The following is a 22423-nucleotide window of genomic DNA, read 5'->3' as shown; positions in this document are numbered from 1 at the left end:
ATCACCCGCGTCGCCGACGCCACCGGTCCGCGACGATCGGCCGCAGGTTGTACGCGAGGACGCCGAGCGGGGCGCCGATCGCCACCGACATGATGCCCCGGCCCGCCGTTCCGCTCAGGGCTCCCGCCGCCGAGAGCAGCATCAGCCCCAGCACCGAGATGCCGACCGCGACGGCGAAGTTGACCATCGCGTCGCGGACGGGATGCGGCGTCGGACCGGGCTTCGGCGGGATCTGGTCGAGCTCCCGCGGCGGGAGCGCGATGTGCACCTCGGCCGGCACCATCGCATCGACCCCGACGATCACGTCGGGGGTCACCCCGCGGAAGAGGTTGGGCTCGATCACGAGCATGAACCCGTCGCTGCCGTAGAGCTGGCGGGCGCCGTCGGGCACCGTGAGCATCGCGACGCACTCGTCGAATCGGACGGTCGCGACGCGGTCGCCGAGCTGCCGGGAGACGCCCTCCTCGCCGATGATCAGCACGTCATCGGGTACCGACACGTGCGGGTGGCGCCGTCCGCCGACCGCCGCGGCCGACTGGATCGGCGTCTGCACGAAACCGCGGCCGTTCAGGGCCGTCACCCCGGCAGGCACCTGCACGACGGCATCGTCGAGCACCGCCCTCGCCACGCGTGCGAGGTCTGCACCGGTGAGCGCCTCCACGTCGCGGTTCACCTCGTCGCGCGCTCGGATCGGCACGCCCTCGAGCAACCACGATGCCACCGTCGGCAGCATCGCCGCGCCGAGGTCGGGCATCTCCGACTGCTGCCTGGCGGCCGTCTTGACGGCGTCGAGGTCGTGCTCGTCGACCTGGCCGGCTGCCAGCGCCTCGAGCACCCCGACGACGCCGACGGCGACCGCCTCTCGCGTCTCGGGGCGCGCGTCGGCGAACACGACCACCCGTCCCCGGCCGGCACCGATCGGCTGCCATTCGCACTGCGCCGAGTAGGAGAGCCCGCCCTCCTGGCGAAGGGTGCGGAACAGCGCCTTCGATGCGACTCCGGCGAAGACACTCGCGACCGACCGGTCCTCGACGACCGCGTGCAGCAGCACGACGTCCTGACCGCGTTCGAACCAGGCCGGCTTCGGCTGGTCCAGCTCGCGCCACTCGGGAACCGGTGATCGCTCCCCCGCCGGCAGCGCGAGCTCGAGGCCGTCGGGTATCCCGTCGCCGGCGATCCAGAGCGCGGCGTTGTCACGCGTGAACCGGGTGCGGGCCCACGCGCGAAGGTCGTCGGCGGTGAGCGCATCCAGTCCGAACTCGTCGAAGGAGCCGAGCCCCGGTCCGGTCGCACCGTAGCGCTCGAGATGCGGCGCCGCCCAGCGGGTGTCGCGGCGGGAGGCCTCCGTCCGGAGGATCTCCTTCTCGACGTCCATGCGTTCGACGGGCAGGTCCGTCAGCCCCGCGCAGACGCCGTTGAGGTAGTCGACCACCTCCGACTCGGTGCCGGTGACGTGGAAGAGGGTGAACAGCTCGTCGGTGGCGCCGTTGTGGTGGGCGTCGACCTGCCCGAGGCCGAAGAGCGCGAGATGCTCGACGAGGTGCGTGATGCCCCGGGTGGCGAGCGTCTCGTCGGCCCAGCCGACTCGGAAGAGCAGCCCCGCGGTGATCAGCTGCCCACGGGAGGAGGGGGCGACCAGCGTCGGGATGCCGCTCACCGTGGTGCTGTCGATGAGGCCTGCGAGCGCCTCGAGTTCGGGGAGCCGGGGTGCACCGACATCGGGCAGGGAGCGGGTCAACGTCGTCTCGTTCCTCGATCACGCGGGCCGTGCCCGTCGCTCGATCGGGTCGGCCGAAGCCGTCGAGCGTAGCGGCACTGTAGCAGCGATCGCCCCGCTCGAGGCAGCGCCGCCGACCGGCGGCGCTCCGGCCCCCGCCGCTGAAATACTTAGCCACACTAATTTGTTAGACTAAGCATCATGACGGATGCCACGAACACTGCCGCGATCACGCGACCGAACCCCGCGGCATCCCCTCGACGCCTCACCCTGGCCGAGCAGTCGACCGAGCTCCGCATCGCGGTGATGCGCCTCTCGCGGCGCCTGCGCCAGCAGCGCAGCGACACCGAGATCAGCGCCTCGCAGTTCTCGACGCTCGGGTGGATCCACAGCGAGGGGCCGCTCACGATCGGCCGCCTCGCCGAGCTCGAGCGGGTGACCGCACCGAGCATGAACCGCACGGTCAACTGCCTCGTCGACGCCGGCTACGTCACCCGCCGCACCGACGACGACGACCGGCGCAAGGTGCTCGTCGAGGTGACCGAAGCGGGCGACGTCGTCGTCCGCGAGACCCGCAAGCGCCGTGACGCGTGGATCGCGAAGCGGTACGCCGCGCTCGACCCCGCCGACCGCGAGGTCCTCGCGCGCGCCACCACGATCCTCGGGAGGCTCCTCGACCAGTGAGTGCCATGTTCCGCTCCCTCAGCCACGCCAACTACCGAATCTGGTTCATCGGCGCCCTCGTCTCGAACGTCGGCGCCTGGATGCAGGCCACCGCCCAGAACTGGGTCGTCCTCACCGAGCTCACCGCCAACGACGCCCTCGCCGTCGGCGTCACGATGGCCCTGCAGTTCGCCCCGCAGCTGCTGCTCGTGCCGGTCACGGGCCTCATCGCCGACCGTTTCGACCGCCGCAAGATCCTCATGTGCACGCAGACGGCGCTCATGCTGCTCGGCCTCGCCCTCGGCCTGCTGCTCATCTTCGGCCACGCCGAGCTGTGGCACCTCTACGTCTTCGCGGGCCTCCTCGGCATCGTGAACGCGATCGACAACCCGGCGCGCCAGACCTTCGTCACCGACCTCGTCTCGAGCTCCGACATGTCGAACGCGGTCGCCCTCAACTCGGCCTCCTTCAACACCGCGCGCCTCATCGGCCCCGCCGTCGCCGGTGTGCTCATCGTGCTCGTCGGCTCGGGCTGGGTCTTCATCATCAACGCCGTCACCTTCCTCGCGGTGCTCGGCGCGCTCGCCATGCTCAAGGGCAAGAAGCTCAAGCGGATGCCGCGGGCCAGCCGCGAACGCGGCGCGTTCGTCGCGGGCTTCCGCTACGTGTGGAGCCGGCCCGACCTCGTCGTCGTCTTCGTCATCGTGTTCCTCGTGGGTGCGTTCGGCATGAACTTCCCGATCTTCTCGTCGACGATGGCCGTCGAGTTCGGGCGGGGCGCCGGCGAGTACGGCCTGCTCAACTCGATCCTCGCGATCGGCTCGCTCGCGGGCGCCCTGCTCGCCGCCCGGCGCGAGCGCGCCCGCATGCGCGTCGTCATCATCGCCGCCGCGGGCTTCGGCGTCGCCGCGGCGATCTCAGCCGTGATGCCGACGTTCGTGCTCTTCGCCGCATCGACGGTGCTCATCGGCTTCGCCGCGGTCACGATGCTCACGACGGCCAACGGCTACGTGCAGACGACGACCGACCCCGCGCTGCGCGGGCGGGTGCTCGCGCTGTACTTCGCCATCCTGTCGGGCGGCACGCCGATCGGTGCGCCGATCGTGGGCGCCGTCGCGAACAGCTGGGGCCCCCGCTGGGGCCTCGGCGTCGCCGCGATCGCGGCCGGCGTCGCGGCGCTCATCGGCGTGGCCTGGCTCGTCGTGTCGCGCGGCATGCGGCTCGCGAGGCACCCCCAGCGACGCTGGGCGCCCGCCGTGCGCTTCGACGCCCCGCCGACGGCCGCGATCGCCGTCGTGCCGACGTCAGCCATCGCCGTGCCGACCGAGGCGCTGCAGGTGCCGACCGAGGCGACCCCGATCGCCTCGCCCGACCCGCGAGCTCAGGCGACGCCGACGGGGCTGCCGACCGTGGCCGCGACCCGGCCGCGAGCGAACTCGGTGTCGCGCATTCCGAGGGTCGACACCCCGACGCCGTAGGTCACGAAGTCGTTCGTCGGCCGCACTCCGACCCCGATGGGGGCACCGCGTTCGCCGTCGCTCAGCTCGAGCCCGTGCACGGGCCCAAGTCGAGCAACTGCCGTGACCCCCGGCGGATCCTCTGCGAGGATGACCAGCGAGCCGGACGCCGACATCTCGAACCGCGCCCGACGACTCGCCACCTGAGAGGACTCCCATGCCGACGTTCGACGCCGCCTTCGACTGGACCCGCGCGCACGTCGCGTCCGGGGTGCTGCCCACCGCGGTGCTCGGCATCGCCGATGCGCAGGGCGTGGTGGCGCTCGAGGCGTTCGGCGAGGCATCCGTCGACGATCACTACCCGATCTTCTCGGTGACGAAGCCCATCACCGGCCTCGCCGCACTCAGCCTCGTCGAGGAGGGCCGGCTCACGCCGACGACGCCGCTCGCCCGAGCGCTGCCCGAGTTCGCCGCGCTTCGTCCCGACGAGGTGCAACTGCGCCACCTCGTGAGCCACACCTCCGGCATCCCCGAGCCCGCGATGGACGTGCCCGACCTCCGCGCGGCCCTGCTCGCCGGCGGCCGCGACTTCGCGGCGGGCACCGCCGCGCGCTACTCGACCATCGCCTTCGAGGGCGTCGCCGCACTCATCGCCCACGCGACGGGCGAGCCCTGGGAGCGGCGCTTCCACGAGATCGCACGCCGGGCGGATGCCACGGGGCTGACCTTCGACCGCGCCTCGTCGAAGCACGCGCCGGTCGATGCGGCGCAGTGCGGGCTCGACTGGGACGTCTACGCCGAGCAGCGCAACCCCGGTGGCGGGGCCTTCGGCAGGGCCGGAGACCTGCTCGCGCTCGGCTCGGCACTGCTGCGCGACGACGGCGCCGTCGTGTCGCCCCTCGCGGTCGAGGCGATGCGCCGGTCGCTCACCGTCGACATGCCGCGGCTCGGCTCGTACACGGTCGAGCGCGGCCGCGACTTCGGCTTCGCCTGGAACCTGCCGAACGCGGATCCCGGGCTGCTCGCCCGCGACACGTACGGGCACGCGGGCTGGGCCGGCACCGAGTTCTGGATCACGCCGTCGCTCGGCGTGTGCTTCGTGCTGTTGACGAACCGTGCGGGGCTCGACCGCTTCGCGTACGACGACGCCGAGCTGCACAACCTCGTCGCGGCCGCGGCCTCGCGGGGCTGAGGCTGCCCCACCGCGGCGCGGCCGCTCAGCGCCGGGACGCGAGGAGTCCTGCGAGCCAGCGGCCGCTGTCCTTCACGAGCCGCTCCTGCGTGTCGTAGTCGACGCGCACGATGCCGAACCGCTTCGAGTAGCCGTAGCCCCACTCGAAGTTGTCGAGCAGCGACCAGACGAGGTAGCCGCGCAGGTCGACGCCGCGGTTCATCGCGCGGCGGGCCGCGGCGAAGTGCCGCCGCAGGTAGTCGACGCGCTCGACGTCGTGCACCCTGGGGCCCTCGGGCGTCGGGGTCACGACGTCGGCGAACGCCGCGCCGTTCTCGGTGATCATGAGCGGCTGGCCCGGGAACTGCTCGGCGAGCGAGACGAGCAGCTCCTCGAGGCCGTCGGGCGCGATGTTCCAGCCCATGTCGGTGTAGGGCCCGTCCTGGGGCAGGAACTCCACGTGCTCGCTGCCGGGCCACGGCGTGCCGCCGACGTCCTTATGGCCGTCGTTGCGGCTGCGCTCGCTCACGCCGTCCCACATCGCGACCGTCACGGTCGAGTAGTAGTTGACGCCGAGCACGTCGATCGGCTGGTGCACGAGTTCGAGGTCGCCGTCGCGCACGAACGACCAGTCGGTGACCGCGGAGGTGTCGGCGATGAGGTCGTCGTCGTAGCGGCCGAGCAGCATCGGGCTGGTGAACGCCCGGTTCGCGAGCGCGTCGATGCGCCGGGTCGCCTCGGCGTCGCCGCCGCGGATGACGTGGAAGTTCAGCGTCGCCGAGACGTCGGGCGAGTTCGTCGCGCGACGGCGGATCTCGGGCACCGCGAGCCCGTGCGCGAGGTTCAGGTGGTGCACCGCGGCGAGCGCGGCGGCGCCGTCGGTGCGACCCGGAGCGTGAGCGCCCGAGCCGTAGCCGAGGTACGCCGAGCACCACGGCTCGTTGAGCGTCGTCCACGTGTGCACGCGGTCGCCGAGCGCGTCGACGGCGTGGCCCGCGTAGTCGGCGAAGCGCAGGGCGGTGTCGCGGTTCGCCCATCCGCCCGCGTCCTCGAGCTCCTGCGGCAGGTCCCAGTGGTAGAGCGTCGCGATGGGGCGGATGCCACGGGCGAGGAGCCCGTCGACGAGCCGCGAGTAGAAGTCGACCCCGGCAGGGTTCGGCCGGTCGCCCGCGCCGGGCAGCAGCCGCGACCACGAGAGCGAGAAGCGGTACGCCTCGAGCCCGAGCGAGGCCATGAGGTCGAGGTCGGACTCGAGCCGGTGGTAGTGGTCGCAGGCGACGTCGCCGGTGTCGCCGTTCCAGGTGCGGCCGGGCGTGCGGCTGAAGGTGTCCCAGATCGAGGGCGTGCGGCCGTCTTCGTCGGCCGCGCCTTCGATCTGGTACGCCGCGGTCGCCGAGCCGATCACGAACTCGCGGGGGAAGGCGGGGAACTCGAGCGGGCCGACGTCACGGGATGCACTGGTCACGGCGCTCATCATCGCACCTTCCGTGCGCGGCGGCCCGTGCGGCGGTCACGATTCGTCAGCCGACCGCCACGAGCGCGAATACGGCGCCGGCGACGGTCAACGGCGCCACCGCGAGCCCGAGCGCGGCGAACTTCGGCCACGAGATCTGCACGCCCATCGAGACGAGGCGGTGATGCCAGAGCAGGGTCGCGAGCGACGCCCAGGGGGTGATGAGCGCACCGGCGTTCACGCCGATGAGCAGGCCCGCGCTGCGCAGCGGGCTCGACGCGAACGGTTCGAGGGCGAGGTACGCGGGGAGGTTGTCGAACGCGTTGGCGCTGACCGCGGCGACGCCGGCCAGCCGCAGAAGCGCGAGCGGGTCCTCCCCCTCGCCGGCGATGGATGCGAGGACCTCCGTCAGGCGGAGTTCGTGGGCGGCCTCCATGGCCAGGAAGAGCCCGGCGACGAACACGACCAGCTGCCACGGCACGAGCGCCGGTCGGAGCACCGAGGGGCGGCGCACGAGGAAGGCGACGAACAGCACCGCCGCGCCGGCCGTCGCGGGGATCCACACCTCGATCCCCGACACGAGGAGCGGGACGAGCAGCACGAGCACCGCCGAGCCGATCGCGAGCAGCACCCGGTCCTCGGCCGGCACGGGCTCGTCGGGCTCGAACCGGGCGCCGAGCTGCCGCCACCGCGTCGCCAGCAGGAACGCGACGGGTACGAGCACGCCGACCACGGCCGGCGCCCACATGACCGCCGCGAACTCGACCGGGTGCGCGCCGAGCCGCTCGGCCGCGAGCAGGTTCGTGAGGTTGGAGACGGGAAGCAGCAGCGAGCCGGTGTTCGCGAGCCAGACCGTCGTGAGGGCGAACGGGATCGGCGAGATGCGGGCGTGGGCGGCGACCGACACCACGACGGGCGTGAGCAGGACCGCGGTCGTGTCGAGCGAGAGGAACACCGTCGACGCCGTCGCCAGCGCCACCACGAGCAGCCACAGCACCATCGCGCGACCCCTGGCGAAACGGGCCAGGTGCTGCGCGATCGACCGGAAGACCCCGGCCTCCGCCGCCAGCTCGGCGACGATCGTCATCGCGACGACGAAGCCGAGGATCGGCGCCGACCGTGCCGCGAGGGCGCCGACCGCCTCGATGGGGAGCACACCGCCCGCCACCGCGATGATTCCGAGCGCGACCAGCAGGCCGCCGACGACTGCGATCCGCACCCAGCGAGGCTAGCCGACGGCGGGGGCTCGGCCGTTCACCTCAGATGACGCCGAGCGCGAGCATCGCGTCGGCCGCGCGCACGAAGCCCGCGATGTTGGCGCCGACCACGTAGTCGCCCGGTGCGCCGTACTCCTCGGCCGTCGTCGCGCAGCGCTCGTGGATCGACTCCATGATCTCGGCGAGGCGCTGCTCGGTGTGCTCGAAGCTCCACGAGTCGCGCGACGCGTTCTGCTGCATCTCGAGCGCGCTCGTCGCGACGCCGCCGGCGTTCGCCGCCTTGCCCGGGCCGAACAGCACGCCCGCGTCGCGGAGCACGGTGATCGCCTCGGGGGTGGTGGGCATGTTCGCGCCCTCGGCGACCGCGATGACGCCGGCGGCGACGAGCGCCCGGGCGTGCGTCTCGCCGAGCTCGTTCTGCGTCGCGCACGGCAGCGCGACCTGCACGGGCCCGCGGTCGGCGAGGTCCCACACGGTGGCGCCGGCGACGAACTCGGCCCGGCCGCCGCGCTCGGCGACGTACTGCTCGATGCGGTCGCGGCGCACCTCCTTCACCTCGCGGAGCAGCGCGACGTCGATGCCGTCGGGGTCGTACACGGCGCCCGACGAGTCGGAGGCGCCGATCACGACGCCGCCGAGCTCGTGCACCTTCTCGATCGCGTAGATCGCGACGTTGCCCGACCCCGAGACCAGCACGCGCGCCCCGTCGAAGGAGCGCCCGCGGGTCTCGAGCATGTGCTGGGTGAAGTACACGGCGCCGTAGCCGGTCGCCTCGGTGCGCACGAGCGAGCCGCCCCAGGTGAGGCCCTTGCCGGTGAGCACGCCCGACTCGTACTGGTTCGTGATGCGCTTGTACTGGCCGAAGAGGTAGCCGATCTCGCGCGCACCGACGCCGATGTCGCCCGCCGGGACATCCGTGTACTCGCCGAGATGCCGGTACGCCTCGGTCATGAACGACTGGCAGAAGCGCATGACCTCGGCGTCGCTCTTGCCCTTGGGATCGAAGTCGCTGCCGCCCTTGCCGCCGCCGATCGGCATGCCGGTGAGGGAGTTCTTGAAGATCTGCTCGAAGCCGAGGAACTTCACGGTGCCGAGCAGCACGCTCGGGTGGAACCGCAGCCCGCCCTTGTAGGGGCCGAGCGCCGAGTTGAACTGCACGCGGAAGCCGCGGTTGATCTGCACGCGACCGGCGTCGTCGACCCACGGCACCCGGAAGATGATCTGCCGCTCGGGCTCGCAGATGCGCTCGAGGATCGACGCCTGCACGTAGTGCGGGTTGCGCTCGAGCACTCGGTCGAGCGAGCCGAAGACCTCGCGCACCGCCTGGTGGAACTCGAACTCGCCCGGGTTGCGGGCGAGGATCTGGGCGTAGACGTCGTCGATGGCCGTGCGAGATGCGGTCACGCGCGCTCCTTCATGGTTCGAACGGATGCCACGTGGTGCAGTCGCGCGCGGCGTCCCTCCAACATACCCAGTGCTGAGGAAGCCTCTGACAGTGTGACGGCCGCGGGGTCAGTGGCCGTGCGCGAGCTGCTGCAGCGCGACGACCCCGAGCGCGAGCGCGAGCAGGAACCCGATCGCGACGAGCTGCTTCCACCAGGCGACCCGCGTGCGGCGCACGGCGACGAAGCCGATGAGGCCGAGCGTGGCGACGTAGACGATGGACGAGGCGCGGAGCGCGGTCTCGAGCTCCATGCGTCCGAGCGCCGCGAGCCCGAGGAGCAGGAACGGCACGGCCGCCGAGGCGAGCGCCGACCCCGAGGTCCGGAGCATCCGCCCGGCCTCGGCGCGGTCGGGGAACGCGGCGTGCACGGCCAGGTGCGCGATGACGTCGGCGACGAAGCCCGCCGCGGTGATCGCGACGATGCCGACGAGGAGGGTGACGGCCGCGCGCGCCGGCTGCACGTGCTCGACGTTCGCCAGCTGCACGAGGACGATCGCGAGGCCGGTGAACGTCGCGTAGACGCGCTCCTTCAGCGCCTCGACGCGCTCGTCGTCGGGCCGGTCGTGGCGGCTGCGGCGGCCGCGGCCCCGCTCGCCGTCGCCGTGGCCGCGGTCGCGGCGGTCCGCGTTGCGCTCGGCCGCGTCATCCATGGCCGCAACGCTAGCAGCGGCGCGCGACGGCGTCTGCGAGGATCGAGCCCATGACCGACCGCCTCCTCGTCTCCGTTCCCGGTGCCACCCTCCGCGATGCCCTCGGCGCGCCGCCCGAGGGCGTCGAGGTCGTGACCTGGGCGCTCGACTCGCCGCCGCCGGCCGCCCACCTCGACATCGTCGTGCCACCGTACATGGGTGCCGCCGACCGGCTCGGGGCGCTCGCCGACGTCACGACCCGGCTCGTGCAGTCGCAGTCGATCGGCTACGACGACATCGCCGCAGCCCTCCCCCCGGGGCACGTCTTCGCGAACGCCGCGACCGTGCACGAGACCTCGACGGCCGAGCTGACCCTCGCCCTCGTGCTGGCGTCGCAGCGCGGCATCCCCGACTTCGTTCGCGCCGCCGGCGAGGGCCGCTGGGCGCCCGCGCGGCACGCGAGCCTCGCCGACCGGCGCGTGCTCATCGTCGGCTACGGGGGCGTCGGCCGCGCGATCGAAGACCGCCTCGTGCCGTTCGAGGTCGAGATCACGCGCGTCGCCGGGCACGCCCGTGACGACGAGCGCGGGCGCATCCACGGCGTCGACGAGCTGCCCGCGCTGCTGCCCGAGGCCGAGATCGTCATCGTCGGGGTGCCGCTCAGCGAGGCGACCGAGGGGCTCATCGACGTCGAGTTCCTCGCCGCGCTGCCCGACGGCGCCCTCGTGGTGAACATCGCCCGTGGCCGGGTGGCCGACACCGAGGCGATCCTCGCCGAGGCCCGCAGCGGCCGCCTCCGCTTCGCGCTGGACGTCACCGACCCCGAGCCGCTGCCCGACGGGCACCCGCTCTTCGCGCTGCCGAACGTGCTCGTCTCGCCGCACGTCGGCGGCGCGTCCACGGCGATGATCCCGCGGATGGCCCGGCTGCTGCGCCGCCAGATCGAGCGGATGCTCCGAGGCGACGAGCCCGAGAACGTCGTGCTGCGCAGCTGATCTCGCTCAGCGCGTCCAGGTGCCGAGGTCGTTGGCGTCGAAGAACTGCAGCGTCATCGTCGAGGCGCCCGCCGCCTCGCCGAGCACGAACGCGGCCGAGGAGTGCGAGCCGTCGGGTGCGTTCTCGCCGCCGGGCGTGAACGCGAAGACGTCGCCGTCCCACGGTTCGAGCGGCACCTCGTAGCCGCCGTCGGGGCCGAGGCGCACGACGAGTGCGTCCCCGTCGACGACGACCTCCGCCGGGCCGAAGTAGTCGTTCGACCAGCTGCCGGCGAAGGACTCGAGCGGCGCCGACGGCGCCGCGGGCGACGCCGGGCGCGACTGGTCGACGAGGTCGCCCGCCGGCTCGCGGTAGTGCGCGAGCGCCGCGCCGTAGGCCTCCACCCAGTCGCGTGTCGACTCGCCGTACTGCACGAGATCGAGGAACTCGCTCACGATCGCCTCCGCGGCCCCGACGGGCGCCCCGTTCGTGAGTGCGACGACGCCGAGCCCGAGCGACGGTACCAGCTGGAAGTTCGTGCCGGCCCCGAGCACGAAGGCGCCCGAGTGCGAGGCCGTCGCACGGCCGCTCGTCTGGGTGCCGACGTTGAACCCGTAGCCGTACGACCCCGACCGCATGCCGGGGGTGCTGGAGGGCGCGGAGGTGACCTGCGGGCGCATCGCGGCGGCGAGGTCGGCGGTGTCGATGAGCTTCTCGCCGTCGACGACGCCGTCGGCGAGCACGAAGTTCATCCACTTCGCCACGTCGACCGCGTTCGAGCTCACGCCGCCCGCCGGCGACTGCGCGTCGGGGTCGCGCTCGGAGAGCGGCTGGAACTCACCGTCGACGAGCGCGTGCAGTGCGGCGCGGTCGTCACGTGCGAGGAAGTCGTCGTGGCGGGAGCTCGTGGCGGTCATGCCGAGCGGCTCGTACAGCTCGCGCTCCGAGAGCGTCTCCCAGTCGACGCCGGCGGCGTTCGCGACGGCCTCGGCGCCCGTCGTCATGCCGAAGTTCGCGTACCCGTAGCTCACCCGGAACGGGTTCAACGGCTGGTACCGGAGGTGGTCGATCACATACTCCCGGTCGTAGCCGATGTCCTCGAGGTCGTCGCCCGCGGCGAGCGGCAGGCCCGAGCGATGGGCATAGAGGTCGCCGACGGTGAGGTGCTCGGTGACCCACGGGTCGGCGAGCGCGAAGCCCGGCAGGAGCGGCGCGACCGGCGTGTCCCACCCGACGACGCCCTGGGTCACCTGCGTCGCGACGACGGTCGACCCGATCGGCTTCGACATCGACGCCACCTGGAACACCGTCTCCGCGTCGACGGGGTCGTCCTCGCCGACCTTCCTCACGCCGAATCCCTCAGCGAACACCGTGTCGCCGTCGTGCACGACCGCGACGGCCGCCCCGGGCACGCCGGTCTCGTCGAGCACGCGCTCGACGAGACCGGGCAGCGCCTCGAGCGCGGGGTCGAGCGCGCCCTCGGCGAGTTCGACCGCGTCGGCGGGCGGCGCCGCGCCGAGCTCGATCCGCGGCGCGTACGGCTCGGCGGCCGCCGTGCACCCGGCGAGCGCCATGGCCATGATCACGACCGCCGGCACGGCGGCACCTCCGGCAACGCGCATGTCGTTCCTCCCCATCGCGCCGGGCTCCCCGAGCCCTGCTCCCCCAAGCACCGACGAGCGCAGCCTAACCGGCCGCGCGGTGCGGGCGCACGAACCACGACACGGCCGAGCCGACGCGCGCGCCGCTACTCGCTGACGCTGCCGACCGGCTGCACCTCGGCATACCCCTCGAGCACCCCCTGGATTCGCGCGAGCGCCGCCTCGTGGAGCTCGCCGTCGCCCGTGACCGCCTGCCACCCGTCGAGCACGACGTCGCCGTAGTTGTGGCCGTGGCTCGCGGGCACGCTCTCGCCCATGAACATGTCGATGACCACCTGCAGGGCGGTCACGGCCGGGATCCAGCGCATCGAGTCGCTGACCTCGTCGGCCCGCTCGCCCGGCTTCAGCCAGTCGGGCTCCTCCCAGATCAGCTCGAGGCCGAGCCAGGTCACCGGGTCGTTCGCGTGCTGCAGGTACGCGACGCGGGGCGCCTGCCAGTCGGGCCCGAGCGCGTGGAAGTCTCCGGGGCCCGAGAGCCAGCGGACCTCCCTGCCGCCGTCGACGACGGGCTGCCACTGCGGACTGCCCTCGTCTCGGCTCTCGGTGAGGGTGCGCCACATGGTCGAGCCGTTCGGGCTGCCGACGAGCAGGGCGCCCTCGGTGCGGGCGCGCAGCTCGTCGAGCCCGTCGAACGCCTCCTGCGTGCCGTGCGCACCGAGGCTCAGCCCGTAGACCACGAGTTGCGGGCGGGTCGCCTCGGGCAGGGTCTCCCACTTCGCGTGAACGGCATCGAAGAGCGCGACGGATGACGCGACCGGCGCGTCGGGGTCGAACACGAACGACACCCAGCTCGGCGTGTAGGCGTACTGCATCGACACGATCGCCGTGTCGCCGCCGTGCAGGTACTCGACGGCGTCGACGGCCTGCGGTTCGAGCCATCCCGACCCGGTCGTCGTCGCGACCACGAGCACCTCGCGCTCGAACGCCCCGGTGCGCTCGAGCTCGCGCACCGCGATGGCCGCGCGTTCCTCGACGGTCGGGGCGTTCGCCTGCCCGACGTAGACCCGCACCGGTTCGAGCGCGGGGCGCCCGGTCAGCTCCTCGATGTCGGCCGCGGTCGGCCCGCCGCCGAGGAAGGCGGTGCCGTGCCGGCCGACCACGTCCCATTCGACCTCCGAGTCGGGTCCCGACGAACGGAACGCGCTCATCGGCTCGGTGACCCACGGCGCCGCGGGGCCGTTGTTGGCGAGGTAGAGACGGTCGAGGCCGAACATCACGACCGAGACCACCGCGACGGTCGCGCCGACGACGATCGCCGCCGTGGCCGTCGCGCCCCAGCCGCGGCCGAGCCGGACCGAGAGGCGGGTGCCGAGCCGGCGCACCGCACGGGCGAGGGCGATGCCGATGAGCACGACCGGCACGAAGCCGACGAGGAAGACCAGCCCGTCGAAGCCGTCGATCTCGGGGAGCTCCACGGTGCGACGCACCTCGTTCTGCCAGCCGACCGAGGCGAGGCCGAGCACGATCGCGAGCAGCACGGCGGCGCCGCCCCAGGCCCACCAGCCGATGCGGCGCTGCGCGGGCGTCGGCCGCCAGGGCACGAACCGACGCACGAGCCACCAGAGGCCGACCCCTGCGCCGTAGCCGATGAGGAACGCGAGCGCGGTGATCATGCCCTGGAACAGCGCCGGGCGGGGCAGCAGTGACGGGGTCATCGACAGCGCCGCGGCCAGCAGCCCGACGATGGCCCCTCCCGGGTCGAGCCGCCACCAGTGAGCCTTCACGCTCGCCCCTCCCCGGGTCGCCCGGGGAGGCGACGTCACCGCATCATGGCACGGCGCGTGCCCCCGACGGCGGCGACGCGGCCCGGAGCGGGCCGTGTCGCCGGCGTGCCGGAGGGATCAGGCCGAGGCGTCGGCGAGGGCGGCGAGCTCCTCGCCGCTCAGCTCGAGCGCGAGGGAGGCGAGCAGGTCGCCGAGCTGCTCGACGTTGCGGGCGCTCGCGATGGGCGCGACGACCGTCGGCTGCCGACGGAGCCAGGCGAGCGACACCGAGGCGACGGATGCCCCGTGGGCGGCCGCGACCGCGTCGAGCGCGCCGAGCACCCGGGTCCCGCGCTCCCCGAGGTAGGGCGCAGCCCCGCCCGCGCGCACGCTCGCGCCGTCGGCGGTGACATCCGCCTCGGAGCGGTACTTGCCGGCGAGGAAGCCCTTCGCGAGCGAGAAGTACGGGAGGACCGCGAGCCCCTCGCGCTCGGCTCGTTCGCGCAGGCCGTTCGTCTCGAAGTCGCGCTCGACGAGGTTGTAGTGCGGCTGCAGCGCCACCGCACGGTGGAATCCGTTCGCCTCGGTCACGCTGAACCACTCGTCGATGCGCTCGGGCGAGTAGTTCGAGATGCCGATGGCGCGCACCTTGCCGGCGTCGACGAGGGCCGAGAGCGCGCCGACCGTCTCCTCGAGCGGCACCTCGGGGTCGTCGAAGTGGGCGTAGTAGAGGTCGATCACGTCGGTGCCGAGGCGCTGGAGCGAGGCATCCGCCGCTGCGCGGACGTTGGCGGCGGCGAGCCCTTGGAACTCGGGGTGCGTGCTCACCTTCGTCGCGATGACGACGTCGTCGCGCGCGCCGCGCGACGCGATCCACTCGCCGATCAGCCGCTCGCTGTCGCCGCCCGTGTTGCCGGGAACCCAGTGCGAGTAGCCGTCGGCCGTGTCGAGGAAGTCGCCGCCGCCGGCGGTGAACGCGTCGAGCACGGCGAAGGTCGCATCGCGGTCGGCGGTCCAGCCGAAGACGTTCGTGCCGAGCGAGAGCGGGGCGATCTCGAGGTCGGACGCTCCGATGCGGGCGCGTGCGGCGGCGGTTGCGGTCTCGGTCATCGGGGCTCCAGTCGGGTCGGCGGTCGGGTCGGCGCCGGCGCGGCGATCCCGCCCGGCAGTGACCACAACGACGCGTCGGAGCCGGTATTCCCGTGTTTCGCCGCGTGACGGGGAAGCCCCCGCCACGACGAGCGGAGCGCGAGCGACGGGCCGGGGCCGCCCGTTCCGGGGCGCGTTCAGCTCGGCGGCGTAGCATCGGAGGAACACCCTCGATGGAAGGTCTCCATGCCCGTCTCGGCTGAACCCCGCGTGGCCCTGTACTTCGACTTCGACAACATCGTCATCTCGCGATACGACCAACTGCACGGCGACTTCGCCTACCGCAAGGACACCTCGCGCTCGAAGGCGCCGTCCGCCGGCACGAAGACCGCCGAGAAGCTGCGGGAGGCGACGGTCGACATCGACGCCGTGCTCGACTTCGCGGCGACGTTCGGCACGATCGCGATCGCCCGCGCCTACGCCGACTGGTCGACGCCCGTGAACGCGAGCTACCGCGGCCAGCTCATCGACCGTGCGGTCGACCTCGTGCAGCTGTTCCCGCTCTCGGCGACGAAGAACGGCGCCGACATCCGGCTCGCGGTGGACGCGGTGGAGGACATGTTCCGCATCGACGACCTCTCGCACATCGTGATCGTCGCGGGCGACTCCGACTACGTCGCGCTCGCACAGAAGGCGAAGCGGCTCGGCCGCTACGTCGTGGGCATCGGCGTGGCGGGCGGCACGAGCCGGGCACTGACGGCGGCGGTCGACGAGTTCGCCGACTACGACGCGCTGCTGACGACCGACGCCGACGCCGAGGTCGACGACGCCGACGAGGCTGCGGCGGTCGCGCCCGCGGCGCCAGCCCCCAACCGTCGGCGCAGGGCGTCGACGAAGACGGTCGAGGCAGCGAGCGACGAGGCGCCCGAGGCATCCGGCCGTTCGCGGGGCAGGGCGAAGAGCGAACCGAAGGCCGCGGAGCCCGACGAGCCGGTCGAGCGGCCGTCTGCCCGGGTGCTGCAGTTCATGGCGCCGGCCGACCCGGTACCCGCCGAGGACGGCAGCGGCAGCCCGCGCAACCCCGGGCGACTGCTGCAGAAGGCGATCGAGCTGCTGCACGCGAAGAACGACGAGGAGTGGCAGTCGTCGAGCGCGGTGAAGAACCAGATGCTGCGCATGGACCCCTCGTTCCAGGAGCGGCGGCTCGGCTTCGCGTCGTTCACCGAGTTCCTGAAGTCGCGGGGCGGCGTCGTGGAGCTCGACGAGACCGGCCGGGGGCGGGTGCGCATCCGGCCGAAGAAGGACTAGCCCGGCGGTCGCCGCGCCGCCATCACGAAAGGGGATCGAGATGAAGGCTCTGCAGTACCGGACGATCGGGCAGCCGCCCGAGATCGTCGAGATCGACACGCCCGAGCCGGGCCCGGGCGAGGTGCGCATCAGGGTGACCGCAGCCGGCGCCTGCCACTCGGACAGCTTCATCATGGGGCTGAACGAGGAGCAGTACGTCTACGGCCTGCCGCTCACGCTGGGCCACGAGGGAGCGGGCGTCGTCGACAAGCTCGGCGAGGGCGTGACCGGCGTCGAGGTCGGCGAGGCGGTGGCGGTGTACGGTCCGTGGGGCTGCGGCCGCTGCGCGCAGTGCGCGCAGGGCAAGGAGAACTACTGCGAGCGCGCCGCCGAGCTCGAGATCCGCCCGCCGGGGCTCGGTGCGCCCGGCGCGATGGCCGAGTATCTCGTGGTGCCCGACGCACGCTTCCTGCTGCCGCTCGGCGACCTCGACCCGGTCGAGCACGTGGCGCTCACCGACGCGGGGCTCACGCCGTACCACGCGATCAAGATGTCGCTGCCGAAGCTCGTACCGGGTTCGACCGCCGTCGTGATCGGCGCGGGCGGACTCGGCCACGTCGCGATCCAGATCCTGCGGGCGCTCACCCCGGCGACGGTGATCGCGCTCGACGTCAGCCAGGACAAGCTGCGGCTCGCCACCGAGGTCGGCGCGCACCACGTGTTCCCGTCCGACGCCGAGTCGGCGACCCGGGTGAAGGAGCTCACCGGTGGCAGGGGCGCGGCGGCCGTGTTCGACTTCGTCGCGATCCAGCCGACGCTCGACGCCGGGCACGCGATGCTCGCGGTCGAGGGCGACCAGGTGCTCGTGGGCGTGGGCGCGGGGGCGCTGCCCGTCGGCATGCTCACGACCCCGTACGACGCGACGGTGCGCTCGCCCTACTGGGGCTCGCGCGCCGAGCTGTTCGAGGTGTTCGACCTCGCCCGTTCGGGGCTCGTGAAGATCGAGACCGAGCGCTTCACGCTCGACGAGGCTCCCGAGGCGTACCGGCGCCTGCACGACGGCACGTTGCGCGGGCGCGCGGTCGTCGTGCCCTGACGCGACCCGTTCCGCGCTGCGGCGGGTTCGCCGCGCTGAGGATGCGTCGAACCCGCCTCAGCGCGACGAGCAGTGCTGCAGCGGATGCCCCGGGTCGGCCCCGGGGCATCCGCCATGTGGTCTGACCACACGTGCTACCCTGTGGTCTGACCACATGCCGCGATGGCGGCGTGCCACGGCGGACGGCGAAGGAGCGAGGGCATGAGCGAGACGCGCGCATGGCGCACCGTGCTCGAGCACATCGAGACGCAGCTGCTCGACGGCGCCCTCCGCCCCGGCGACCGGCTCCCCGGCGAACGCGCGCTCTCGGCCGAGCTCGGCGTCGGCCGGTCGAGCGTGCGCGAGGCCCTGCGGGTGCTCGAGGTGCTCGGCCTCATCCGCACCCAGGCCGGCTCGGGCCCGAGCGCGGGCGCGGTCATCATCGCGACGCCCGGCGGCGGCATGAGCGCGCTCATGCGCCTCCAGGTCGCGGCGAGCGGGTTCCCGGTCGCCGACATCGTGCGCACCCGGCTCATCCTCGAGAGCGCGGTCGCGGGCGAGCTCGCCGAGCGGCTCGGGCGCGAGGCATCCGACCCGATGGAGCTCGGCGCGGCCGACCGCCTGCTCGACGCGATGGACTCCCCCGCCCTCACCGCCGCCGAATTCCTCGCGCTCGACGCCGAGTTCCACCTCGCGCTGGCCGAGGCCTCGGGCAACCAGGTGATCACCGCGACGATGGCCGGGCTGCGCAGCGGCATCGAGGGGTACGCCCTCGAGGGCCTCGCGCATCTCGACGACTGGCAGGCGACCTCGCAGCGGCTGCGCGGCGAGCATCGCGGCATCGTCGAGGCGATCAGGGCGGCGGATGCCCCGTCGGCACGCACTCGCACCCACGACCACATCTCGGGCTACTACGCCGAGACCTCGATCCACCACCACTGACCCCCACCAGCACGAAAGGCAGCACCACGATGGTCAAGCGCCAGTTCCCGAACCCGAAGGAGCTCGCCGAGCTCATGCGCTTCAAGAAGCCGACGCTCGACGCGAAGCGGCGCCGGCTCGACGCCGCGCTGACGATCGCCGACCTCCGCACGATCGCGAAGCGCCGCACGCCGAAGGCGCCGTTCGACTACACCGACGGCGCCGCGGAGGGCGAGCTGTCGCTGGCCCGCGCCCGGCAGGCCTTCGAGGACATCGAGTTCCACCCCGGCATCCTCCGCAACGTGCCCGAGGTCGACACGAGCCGCGAGGTGCTCGGCGGCCCGACCGCGCTGCCCTTCGGCATCGCGCCGACGGGCTTCACCCGCATGATGCAGACCGAGGGCGAGATCGCCGGCGCGGGCGCCGCGGGCGCTGCGGGCATCCCATTCACCCTGTCGACCATGGGCACGACCTCGATCGAGGACGTGAAGGCGGCGAACCCGAACGGCCGCAACTGGTTCCAGCTCTACGTCATGCGCGACCGCGAGCGCTCGTACGAGCTCGTGCACCGTGCGGCGGCGGCCGGGTTCGACACCCTCTTCTTCACGGTCGACACGCCCGTCGCCGGCGCGCGACTGCGCGACACCCGCAACGGCTTCTCGATCCCGCCGCAGCTCACCCCCGGCACCGTCATCAACGCGCTCCCCCGACCCGCCTGGTGGGTCGACTTCCTGACGACGCCCAAGCTCGAGTTCGCGTCGCTGCAGTCGACGGGCGGCACCGTCGGCGAGCTCATCGACGGCATGTTCGACCCCACCATCGGGTGGAACGACCTCGACACGATCCGCGCCATGTGGCCGGGCAAGATCGTCGTGAAGGGCGTGCAGACGCTCGCCGACGCGAAGGAGCTCGCGACCCGCGGCGTCGACGGCATCGTGCTGTCGAACCACGGCGGCCGCCAGCTCGACCGGGCGCCGATCCCCTTCCACCTGCTGCCCGAGGTGGCGCGGGAGGTCGGCGGCGACCTCGAGGTGCACCTCGACACCGGCATCATGTCGGGTGCCGACATCGTGGCCTCGGTGGCGCTCGGCGCCCGCTTCACCCTCATCGGCCGCGCCTACCTCTACGGACTCATGGCCGGCGGGCGCGAGGGCGTCGACAAGACCATCGAGATCCTGTCGAAGCAGGTCGTGCGCACGATGAAGCTGCTCGAGGTGCAGACCCTCGACGAGCTCGGCCCGCAGCACGTCACCCAGCTCGCCCGGCTCACGCCGATCGCGCGCCCGGTGCAGGATGCCGCGGCGCAGGCCTCGTCGGCGGCGCCGAAGACCGTGCGGTCGCCGCGCGCGAGCAAGCCGGCCGCGACGGCCGCGACGAAACCTGCCGCCGCGAAGCCTGCCGCCGCGAAGCCGGCCGCGAAGCCCCGCAGCACCGCGAAGAGCTGAGCACAGGGCGCGGCCGCCGGGTCATCACGCTGTCGGTCGCGGGCCTCCCGCCCGACGCCTGACCCCCGTGCCGCGCCCGGCGCCGCCCGCCGTCCCGGCGGGCGCATCCGCCGCATTCCGATCGTTCGGCACGACGATCGCCTGGCCGATCGTGAGCGCCGCGACCTTCTTGGCCATCTTCCGCGCCTGCTCGGCCTGCTTGCGCCGGCGCTTCAGGAGTTCGGCGCGCGTCTTCGACCGCGCCGCGGCATCGCCGCCGAGGACGCGCTTCCGGCCTCCTCGGCCGACCGTCCCCGCGCTCGGCCCGAACCGGCTCGCCGCTCGGTCGAGTCGCGCGGCGGCGCGCTCGGCGCGCCTCGCCGCGAGCACGGGCGAGTCGCGACGCCCGGCCCGTGCCACAGTCACCTCGGCCTCCGCGAAGCGCACCGCCGACTCGAGACGCGAACGCGCCCGCGACCCCTTGGGCGATCGCTTCGCCATGCGCCGCACCTCGGCCTCGGCCGCGCGTGCGGCGTCGATCGCCTGCTTCGCCTCCTTGCGCTCACGCCTCATGCTGCTGCTCCTTCCGTACTCGACGACGCTTCCGGTCTACGTCACGCGAGTCCGCGCGACAAGGGGTTGCGGGAGCGGCGATCCGCTCACTCCTCGTCGATCAGCTCGAGCAGGCGCTTCGCCGCGTCACGGATCTCGTCGTGGTCGAACTGCCCGGCCCGACTCTCGAGCGAGATCACTCCGCAGCGATGGACCCTGTTGAAGTCGCCGTAGGGGAACGAGTAGGCCTCTTTCGTCTCCTCGTCGGCCTCGTCGTCGATGCCGAGGTGCCAGTGCCGGTACTCGGTCCAGCCCTCCTCATCGATGAACGCGTTCTCCTCGTCGGTCGTCGGCGCGTGCTCGCTCCAGTCGTCGCGCTCGTCGCGCTCGACCTCGCCGTCGCGCACGAGCGAGCGAGCGTGGCGGAGCGCCGTCTCGTTCAGCCTGATCGCCATGTCGTTCCTCCTTCGCTCCCACCCCTGTCTAGGTCGCAGCTCGCGACGTCGACAAGGGGGTTGCGGGCGGGGAGCGAAGCGCGCGCCTACTGCGTCCGCTCGTACTCCGAGAACACCACGCCGTTGCCGAAGACCTGGGTGGCGACCTCGGTGAAGCCGGTCGGCGCGTACGGGCGCGGGCCGAACAGCGGGATGCCGCCGCCGAAGAGGATGGGGTACCGCTTCAGCACGAGTCGATCGATCTCATCGGCGAGCTGCGCCGCGAGCGCACCGCCGCCGCACAACCAGATGCCCGAGCCCTGCTCGGACTTCAGCTCGCGCACGAGCTCGACCGGATCGCGTCGCACCGTCTCGACTCCGGGGCCCGTCGCCTCGTGCTCGCGGCTGAACACGAGCTGCCGCAGGTGGCGGTAGGGGCTGTCGACGCCGAACGGCAGCCCGACGGCGTAGGTGTTCCAGCCCATCAGCACGGTGTCGAAGGCACGCCGATCCTGCGCGAGCCCGATCGCCGCGGCCGCGTCGGTCGGGACGGTGTCGGCGAAACGCTCGTTGATCGCCGCCATGTGCTCGCCTTCGACCGGGAACGCGTCGAACTCGCCGTTCGGGCCCGCGATGAACCCGTCGAGGGTGACGGCGACGTAGTAGCTGAGTTCTCGCATCGATTCTCCATTCACAACATCTGTCGTGATCGAAATACTACAACAGATGTTGTACTTAACGCCACTGAACCGCTACAGCTGTCGTGATCTTGGCTAGACTCCAGCACATGGCCCGCAACGACGAACGCCGACGCCTCCTCGCCGACGCCGCGATCACCGTGCTCGCCGCCGAGGGAGCGCGCGGCCTCACGCACCGCGCGGTCGACCGCGAGGCCGGGGTGCCGGTCGGCACCGCCTCGAACTACTTCGCCAGCCGCGACGCCCTCATCGCCGGGCTCATGGCGCGCATCGGCGAGCGGATCGGCCCGACGGCGGAAGACCTGGACACCCGGGCCGTGCAGCCCGCCGGCCCGGCGCTCTTCGCCGACTACCTCCGCGACATCGTCCGGCGGCTCAGCGACGAGCGCGAGGTCACGATCGCGCTGTTCGAGCTGCGGCTCGAGAGCACCCGCCGCCCCGAGGTCGCCGCGGTGCTGCGCGAGTGGCAGCGGGTGGGCTTCGCCGGCGACGTCGCCTTCAACCGGCAGGCCGGCCTGCCGGGCGGTCCCCGCGAGATCGCCCTCTTCCACTACGCGCTCGACGGCCTGCTGCTCGACCGGCTCACCTCGCCGATCGATCCCGAGACCTCGACCGACGAGGTGATCGACGCGCTGGTCGACGGGCTGCTGCCCCGCGACCGAGGCGAATCCGCCTCCTGACTCCCTGACGCGGACGACGCGGACGACGCGGACGACGCGGACGACGCGCGGTAGCGCACGAACCAGACGAGCATGAGCGCGGAGCTCACGAGGTAGAACGCGTGCAGGAACCAGATCGGCCCGAAGGGCATGCTCAGCACGTAGACGGTGTAGAGCCCGTTGCCGAGGTTCGT

General features: G+C 72.7%; 20 protein-coding genes. 9 read left to right on the top strand and 11 right to left on the bottom strand.

Going from position 1 to position 22423, the window contains the following annotated elements; all coding sequences use genetic code 11:
- Position 1: 1 nt before the first annotated feature.
- A complete protein-coding gene (locus ACFVTH_RS08450; RefSeq protein ID WP_387089130.1) occupies positions 2 to 1738 on the bottom strand; it encodes a M16 family metallopeptidase in 1737 nt (578 codons plus the stop codon).
- A 180-nt stretch (positions 1739 to 1918) separates the two neighbouring features.
- Between ACFVTH_RS08450 and ACFVTH_RS08445 the strand changes: the two genes are divergently transcribed.
- The 3 genes from ACFVTH_RS08445 to ACFVTH_RS08435 all read left to right on the top strand — a co-directional run bounded on the left by ACFVTH_RS08445 (position 1919) and on the right by ACFVTH_RS08435 (position 5029).
- Positions 1919 to 2401 carry a MarR family winged helix-turn-helix transcriptional regulator gene (locus ACFVTH_RS08445; protein ID WP_387089127.1) on the top strand — a complete coding sequence of 161 codons (483 nt, stop codon included), beginning with the start codon at positions 1919 to 1921 and terminating at the stop codon, positions 2399 to 2401.
- Between the two features lie 5 nt (positions 2402 to 2406).
- Entirely contained in the window at positions 2407 to 3858 is a 1452-nt protein-coding gene (locus ACFVTH_RS08440; RefSeq protein ID WP_387089124.1) for an MFS transporter, read from the top strand.
- 196 nt (positions 3859 to 4054) lie between these two features.
- A complete protein-coding gene (locus tag ACFVTH_RS08435) occupies positions 4055 to 5029 on the top strand; it encodes a serine hydrolase domain-containing protein (protein ID WP_387089122.1) in 975 nt (324 codons plus the stop codon).
- 25 nt (positions 5030 to 5054) lie between these two features.
- Here the strand turns inward: ACFVTH_RS08435 and ACFVTH_RS08430 are convergent, their stop codons facing one another.
- The 4 genes from ACFVTH_RS08430 to ACFVTH_RS08415 form a co-directional block, all read right to left on the bottom strand.
- Complete coding sequence (locus ACFVTH_RS08430) at positions 5055 to 6482, bottom strand: GH1 family beta-glucosidase (RefSeq protein WP_387089119.1); 1428 nt, start codon at positions 6480 to 6482, stop codon at positions 5055 to 5057.
- A 46-nt stretch (positions 6483 to 6528) separates the two neighbouring features.
- Positions 6529 to 7680, bottom strand: a complete 1152-nt coding sequence (locus tag ACFVTH_RS08425; RefSeq protein ID WP_387089116.1) for an SLC13 family permease — start codon at positions 7678 to 7680, stop codon at positions 6529 to 6531.
- Positions 7681 to 7720: 40 nt separating this feature from the next.
- Positions 7721 to 9082 carry an NADP-specific glutamate dehydrogenase gene (gene gdhA / locus ACFVTH_RS08420; protein ID WP_387089113.1) on the bottom strand — a complete coding sequence of 454 codons (1362 nt, stop codon included), beginning with the start codon at positions 9080 to 9082 and terminating at the stop codon, positions 7721 to 7723.
- A 108-nt stretch (positions 9083 to 9190) separates the two neighbouring features.
- Entirely contained in the window at positions 9191 to 9772 is a 582-nt protein-coding gene (locus ACFVTH_RS08415; protein WP_387089110.1) for a hypothetical protein, read from the bottom strand.
- 50 nt (positions 9773 to 9822) lie between these two features.
- On the opposite strand from ACFVTH_RS08415, the gene ACFVTH_RS08410 reads away from it, so the two are divergent.
- Positions 9823 to 10746 (top strand): 2-hydroxyacid dehydrogenase, encoded by a 924-nt coding sequence (locus ACFVTH_RS08410; RefSeq protein ID WP_387089107.1) that lies wholly within the window; start codon positions 9823 to 9825, stop codon positions 10744 to 10746.
- A gap of 6 nt (positions 10747 to 10752) precedes the next feature.
- Here the strand turns inward: ACFVTH_RS08410 and ACFVTH_RS08405 are convergent, their stop codons facing one another.
- From ACFVTH_RS08405 to ACFVTH_RS08395, 3 genes are all read right to left on the bottom strand, one after another.
- Entirely contained in the window at positions 10753 to 12348 is a 1596-nt protein-coding gene (locus ACFVTH_RS08405; RefSeq protein ID WP_387089104.1) for a serine hydrolase, read from the bottom strand.
- Positions 12349 to 12473: 125 nt separating this feature from the next.
- Positions 12474 to 14111 carry an alpha/beta hydrolase gene (locus ACFVTH_RS08400; RefSeq protein ID WP_387089101.1) on the bottom strand — a complete coding sequence of 546 codons (1638 nt, stop codon included), beginning with the start codon at positions 14109 to 14111 and terminating at the stop codon, positions 12474 to 12476.
- 117 nt (positions 14112 to 14228) lie between these two features.
- Positions 14229 to 15200, bottom strand: coding sequence for an aldo/keto reductase (locus ACFVTH_RS08395; protein WP_387089098.1), 972 nt, complete (start codon positions 15198 to 15200; stop codon positions 14229 to 14231).
- Between the two features lie 225 nt (positions 15201 to 15425).
- On the opposite strand from ACFVTH_RS08395, the gene ACFVTH_RS08390 reads away from it, so the two are divergent.
- The 4 genes from ACFVTH_RS08390 to ACFVTH_RS08375 all read left to right on the top strand — a co-directional run bounded on the left by ACFVTH_RS08390 (position 15426) and on the right by ACFVTH_RS08375 (position 19907).
- Positions 15426 to 16487 carry an NYN domain-containing protein gene (locus tag ACFVTH_RS08390; RefSeq protein WP_387089094.1) on the top strand — a complete coding sequence of 354 codons (1062 nt, stop codon included), beginning with the start codon at positions 15426 to 15428 and terminating at the stop codon, positions 16485 to 16487.
- Positions 16488 to 16527: 40 nt separating this feature from the next.
- The gene (locus ACFVTH_RS08385) at positions 16528 to 17562 is read left to right on the top strand and encodes an NAD(P)-dependent alcohol dehydrogenase (protein ID WP_387089091.1); all 1035 of its coding nucleotides are present in this window, start codon (positions 16528 to 16530) and stop codon (positions 17560 to 17562) included.
- Positions 17563 to 17763: 201 nt separating this feature from the next.
- A complete protein-coding gene (locus ACFVTH_RS08380; RefSeq protein ID WP_387089089.1) occupies positions 17764 to 18483 on the top strand; it encodes a FadR/GntR family transcriptional regulator in 720 nt (239 codons plus the stop codon).
- 29 nt (positions 18484 to 18512) lie between these two features.
- Entirely contained in the window at positions 18513 to 19907 is a 1395-nt protein-coding gene (locus tag ACFVTH_RS08375; protein ID WP_387089086.1) for an alpha-hydroxy-acid oxidizing protein, read from the top strand.
- Between the two features lie 24 nt (positions 19908 to 19931).
- On the opposite strand, the gene ACFVTH_RS08370 is transcribed toward ACFVTH_RS08375, so the two are convergent.
- From ACFVTH_RS08370 to ACFVTH_RS08360, 3 genes are all read right to left on the bottom strand, one after another.
- Entirely contained in the window at positions 19932 to 20459 is a 528-nt protein-coding gene (locus ACFVTH_RS08370; RefSeq protein WP_387089084.1) for a hypothetical protein, read from the bottom strand.
- A gap of 86 nt (positions 20460 to 20545) precedes the next feature.
- Positions 20546 to 20893: a hypothetical protein gene (locus ACFVTH_RS08365; protein WP_387089081.1), complete on the bottom strand. Its 348-nt coding sequence runs from the start codon at positions 20891 to 20893 to the stop codon at positions 20546 to 20548.
- Positions 20894 to 20979: 86 nt separating this feature from the next.
- Positions 20980 to 21552 carry a dihydrofolate reductase family protein gene (locus ACFVTH_RS08360; RefSeq protein ID WP_387089078.1) on the bottom strand — a complete coding sequence of 191 codons (573 nt, stop codon included), beginning with the start codon at positions 21550 to 21552 and terminating at the stop codon, positions 20980 to 20982.
- A 107-nt stretch (positions 21553 to 21659) separates the two neighbouring features.
- Here ACFVTH_RS08360 and ACFVTH_RS08355 point away from each other — a divergent pair, with 107 nt between their 5' ends.
- Positions 21660 to 22250, top strand: a complete 591-nt coding sequence (locus ACFVTH_RS08355) for a TetR/AcrR family transcriptional regulator (RefSeq protein ID WP_387089076.1) — start codon at positions 21660 to 21662, stop codon at positions 22248 to 22250.
- The last annotated feature ends 173 nt before the right edge of the window (positions 22251 to 22423 follow it).

This window comes from Agromyces sp. NPDC058104 (genome assembly GCF_042884835.1).
Classification (GTDB): domain Bacteria; phylum Actinomycetota; class Actinomycetes; order Actinomycetales; family Microbacteriaceae; genus Agromyces.
The sequence above is the reverse complement of the archived record's forward strand: the minus strand, read 5'-3'. Positions and strand labels throughout refer to the sequence as shown.

What these genes read in the sequence shown, in the direction of transcription:
- ACFVTH_RS08445 (WP_387089127.1), top strand. Translation starts at nt 1,919, where the DNA reads ATGACGGATGCCACGAACACTGCCGCGATCACGCGACCGAACCCCGCG.
- ACFVTH_RS08355 (WP_387089076.1), top strand. Translation starts at nt 21,660, where the DNA reads ATGGCCCGCAACGACGAACGCCGACGCCTCCTCGCCGACGCCGCGATC.
- ACFVTH_RS08415 (WP_387089110.1), bottom strand. Translation starts at nt 9,772, where the DNA reads ATGGATGACGCGGCCGAGCGCAACGCGGACCGCCGCGACCGCGGCCAC.
- ACFVTH_RS08440 (WP_387089124.1), top strand. Translation starts at nt 2,407, where the DNA reads ATGTTCCGCTCCCTCAGCCACGCCAACTACCGAATCTGGTTCATCGGC.
- ACFVTH_RS08365 (WP_387089081.1), bottom strand. Translation starts at nt 20,893, where the DNA reads ATGGCGATCAGGCTGAACGAGACGGCGCTCCGCCACGCTCGCTCGCTC.
- ACFVTH_RS08405 (WP_387089104.1), bottom strand. Translation starts at nt 12,348, where the DNA reads ATGCGCGTTGCCGGAGGTGCCGCCGTGCCGGCGGTCGTGATCATGGCC.
- ACFVTH_RS08390 (WP_387089094.1), top strand. Translation starts at nt 15,426, where the DNA reads ATGCCCGTCTCGGCTGAACCCCGCGTGGCCCTGTACTTCGACTTCGAC.
- ACFVTH_RS08410 (WP_387089107.1), top strand. Translation starts at nt 9,823, where the DNA reads ATGACCGACCGCCTCCTCGTCTCCGTTCCCGGTGCCACCCTCCGCGAT.
- ACFVTH_RS08375 (WP_387089086.1), top strand. Translation starts at nt 18,513, where the DNA reads ATGGTCAAGCGCCAGTTCCCGAACCCGAAGGAGCTCGCCGAGCTCATG.
- ACFVTH_RS08395 (WP_387089098.1), bottom strand. Translation starts at nt 15,200, where the DNA reads ATGACCGAGACCGCAACCGCCGCCGCACGCGCCCGCATCGGAGCGTCC.
- ACFVTH_RS08380 (WP_387089089.1), top strand. Translation starts at nt 17,764, where the DNA reads ATGAGCGAGACGCGCGCATGGCGCACCGTGCTCGAGCACATCGAGACG.
- ACFVTH_RS08360 (WP_387089078.1), bottom strand. Translation starts at nt 21,552, where the DNA reads ATGCGAGAACTCAGCTACTACGTCGCCGTCACCCTCGACGGGTTCATC.
- ACFVTH_RS08385 (WP_387089091.1), top strand. Translation starts at nt 16,528, where the DNA reads ATGAAGGCTCTGCAGTACCGGACGATCGGGCAGCCGCCCGAGATCGTC.
- ACFVTH_RS08370 (WP_387089084.1), bottom strand. Translation starts at nt 20,459, where the DNA reads ATGAGGCGTGAGCGCAAGGAGGCGAAGCAGGCGATCGACGCCGCACGC.
- ACFVTH_RS08435 (WP_387089122.1), top strand. Translation starts at nt 4,055, where the DNA reads ATGCCGACGTTCGACGCCGCCTTCGACTGGACCCGCGCGCACGTCGCG.
- ACFVTH_RS08430 (WP_387089119.1), bottom strand. Translation starts at nt 6,482, where the DNA reads ATGAGCGCCGTGACCAGTGCATCCCGTGACGTCGGCCCGCTCGAGTTC.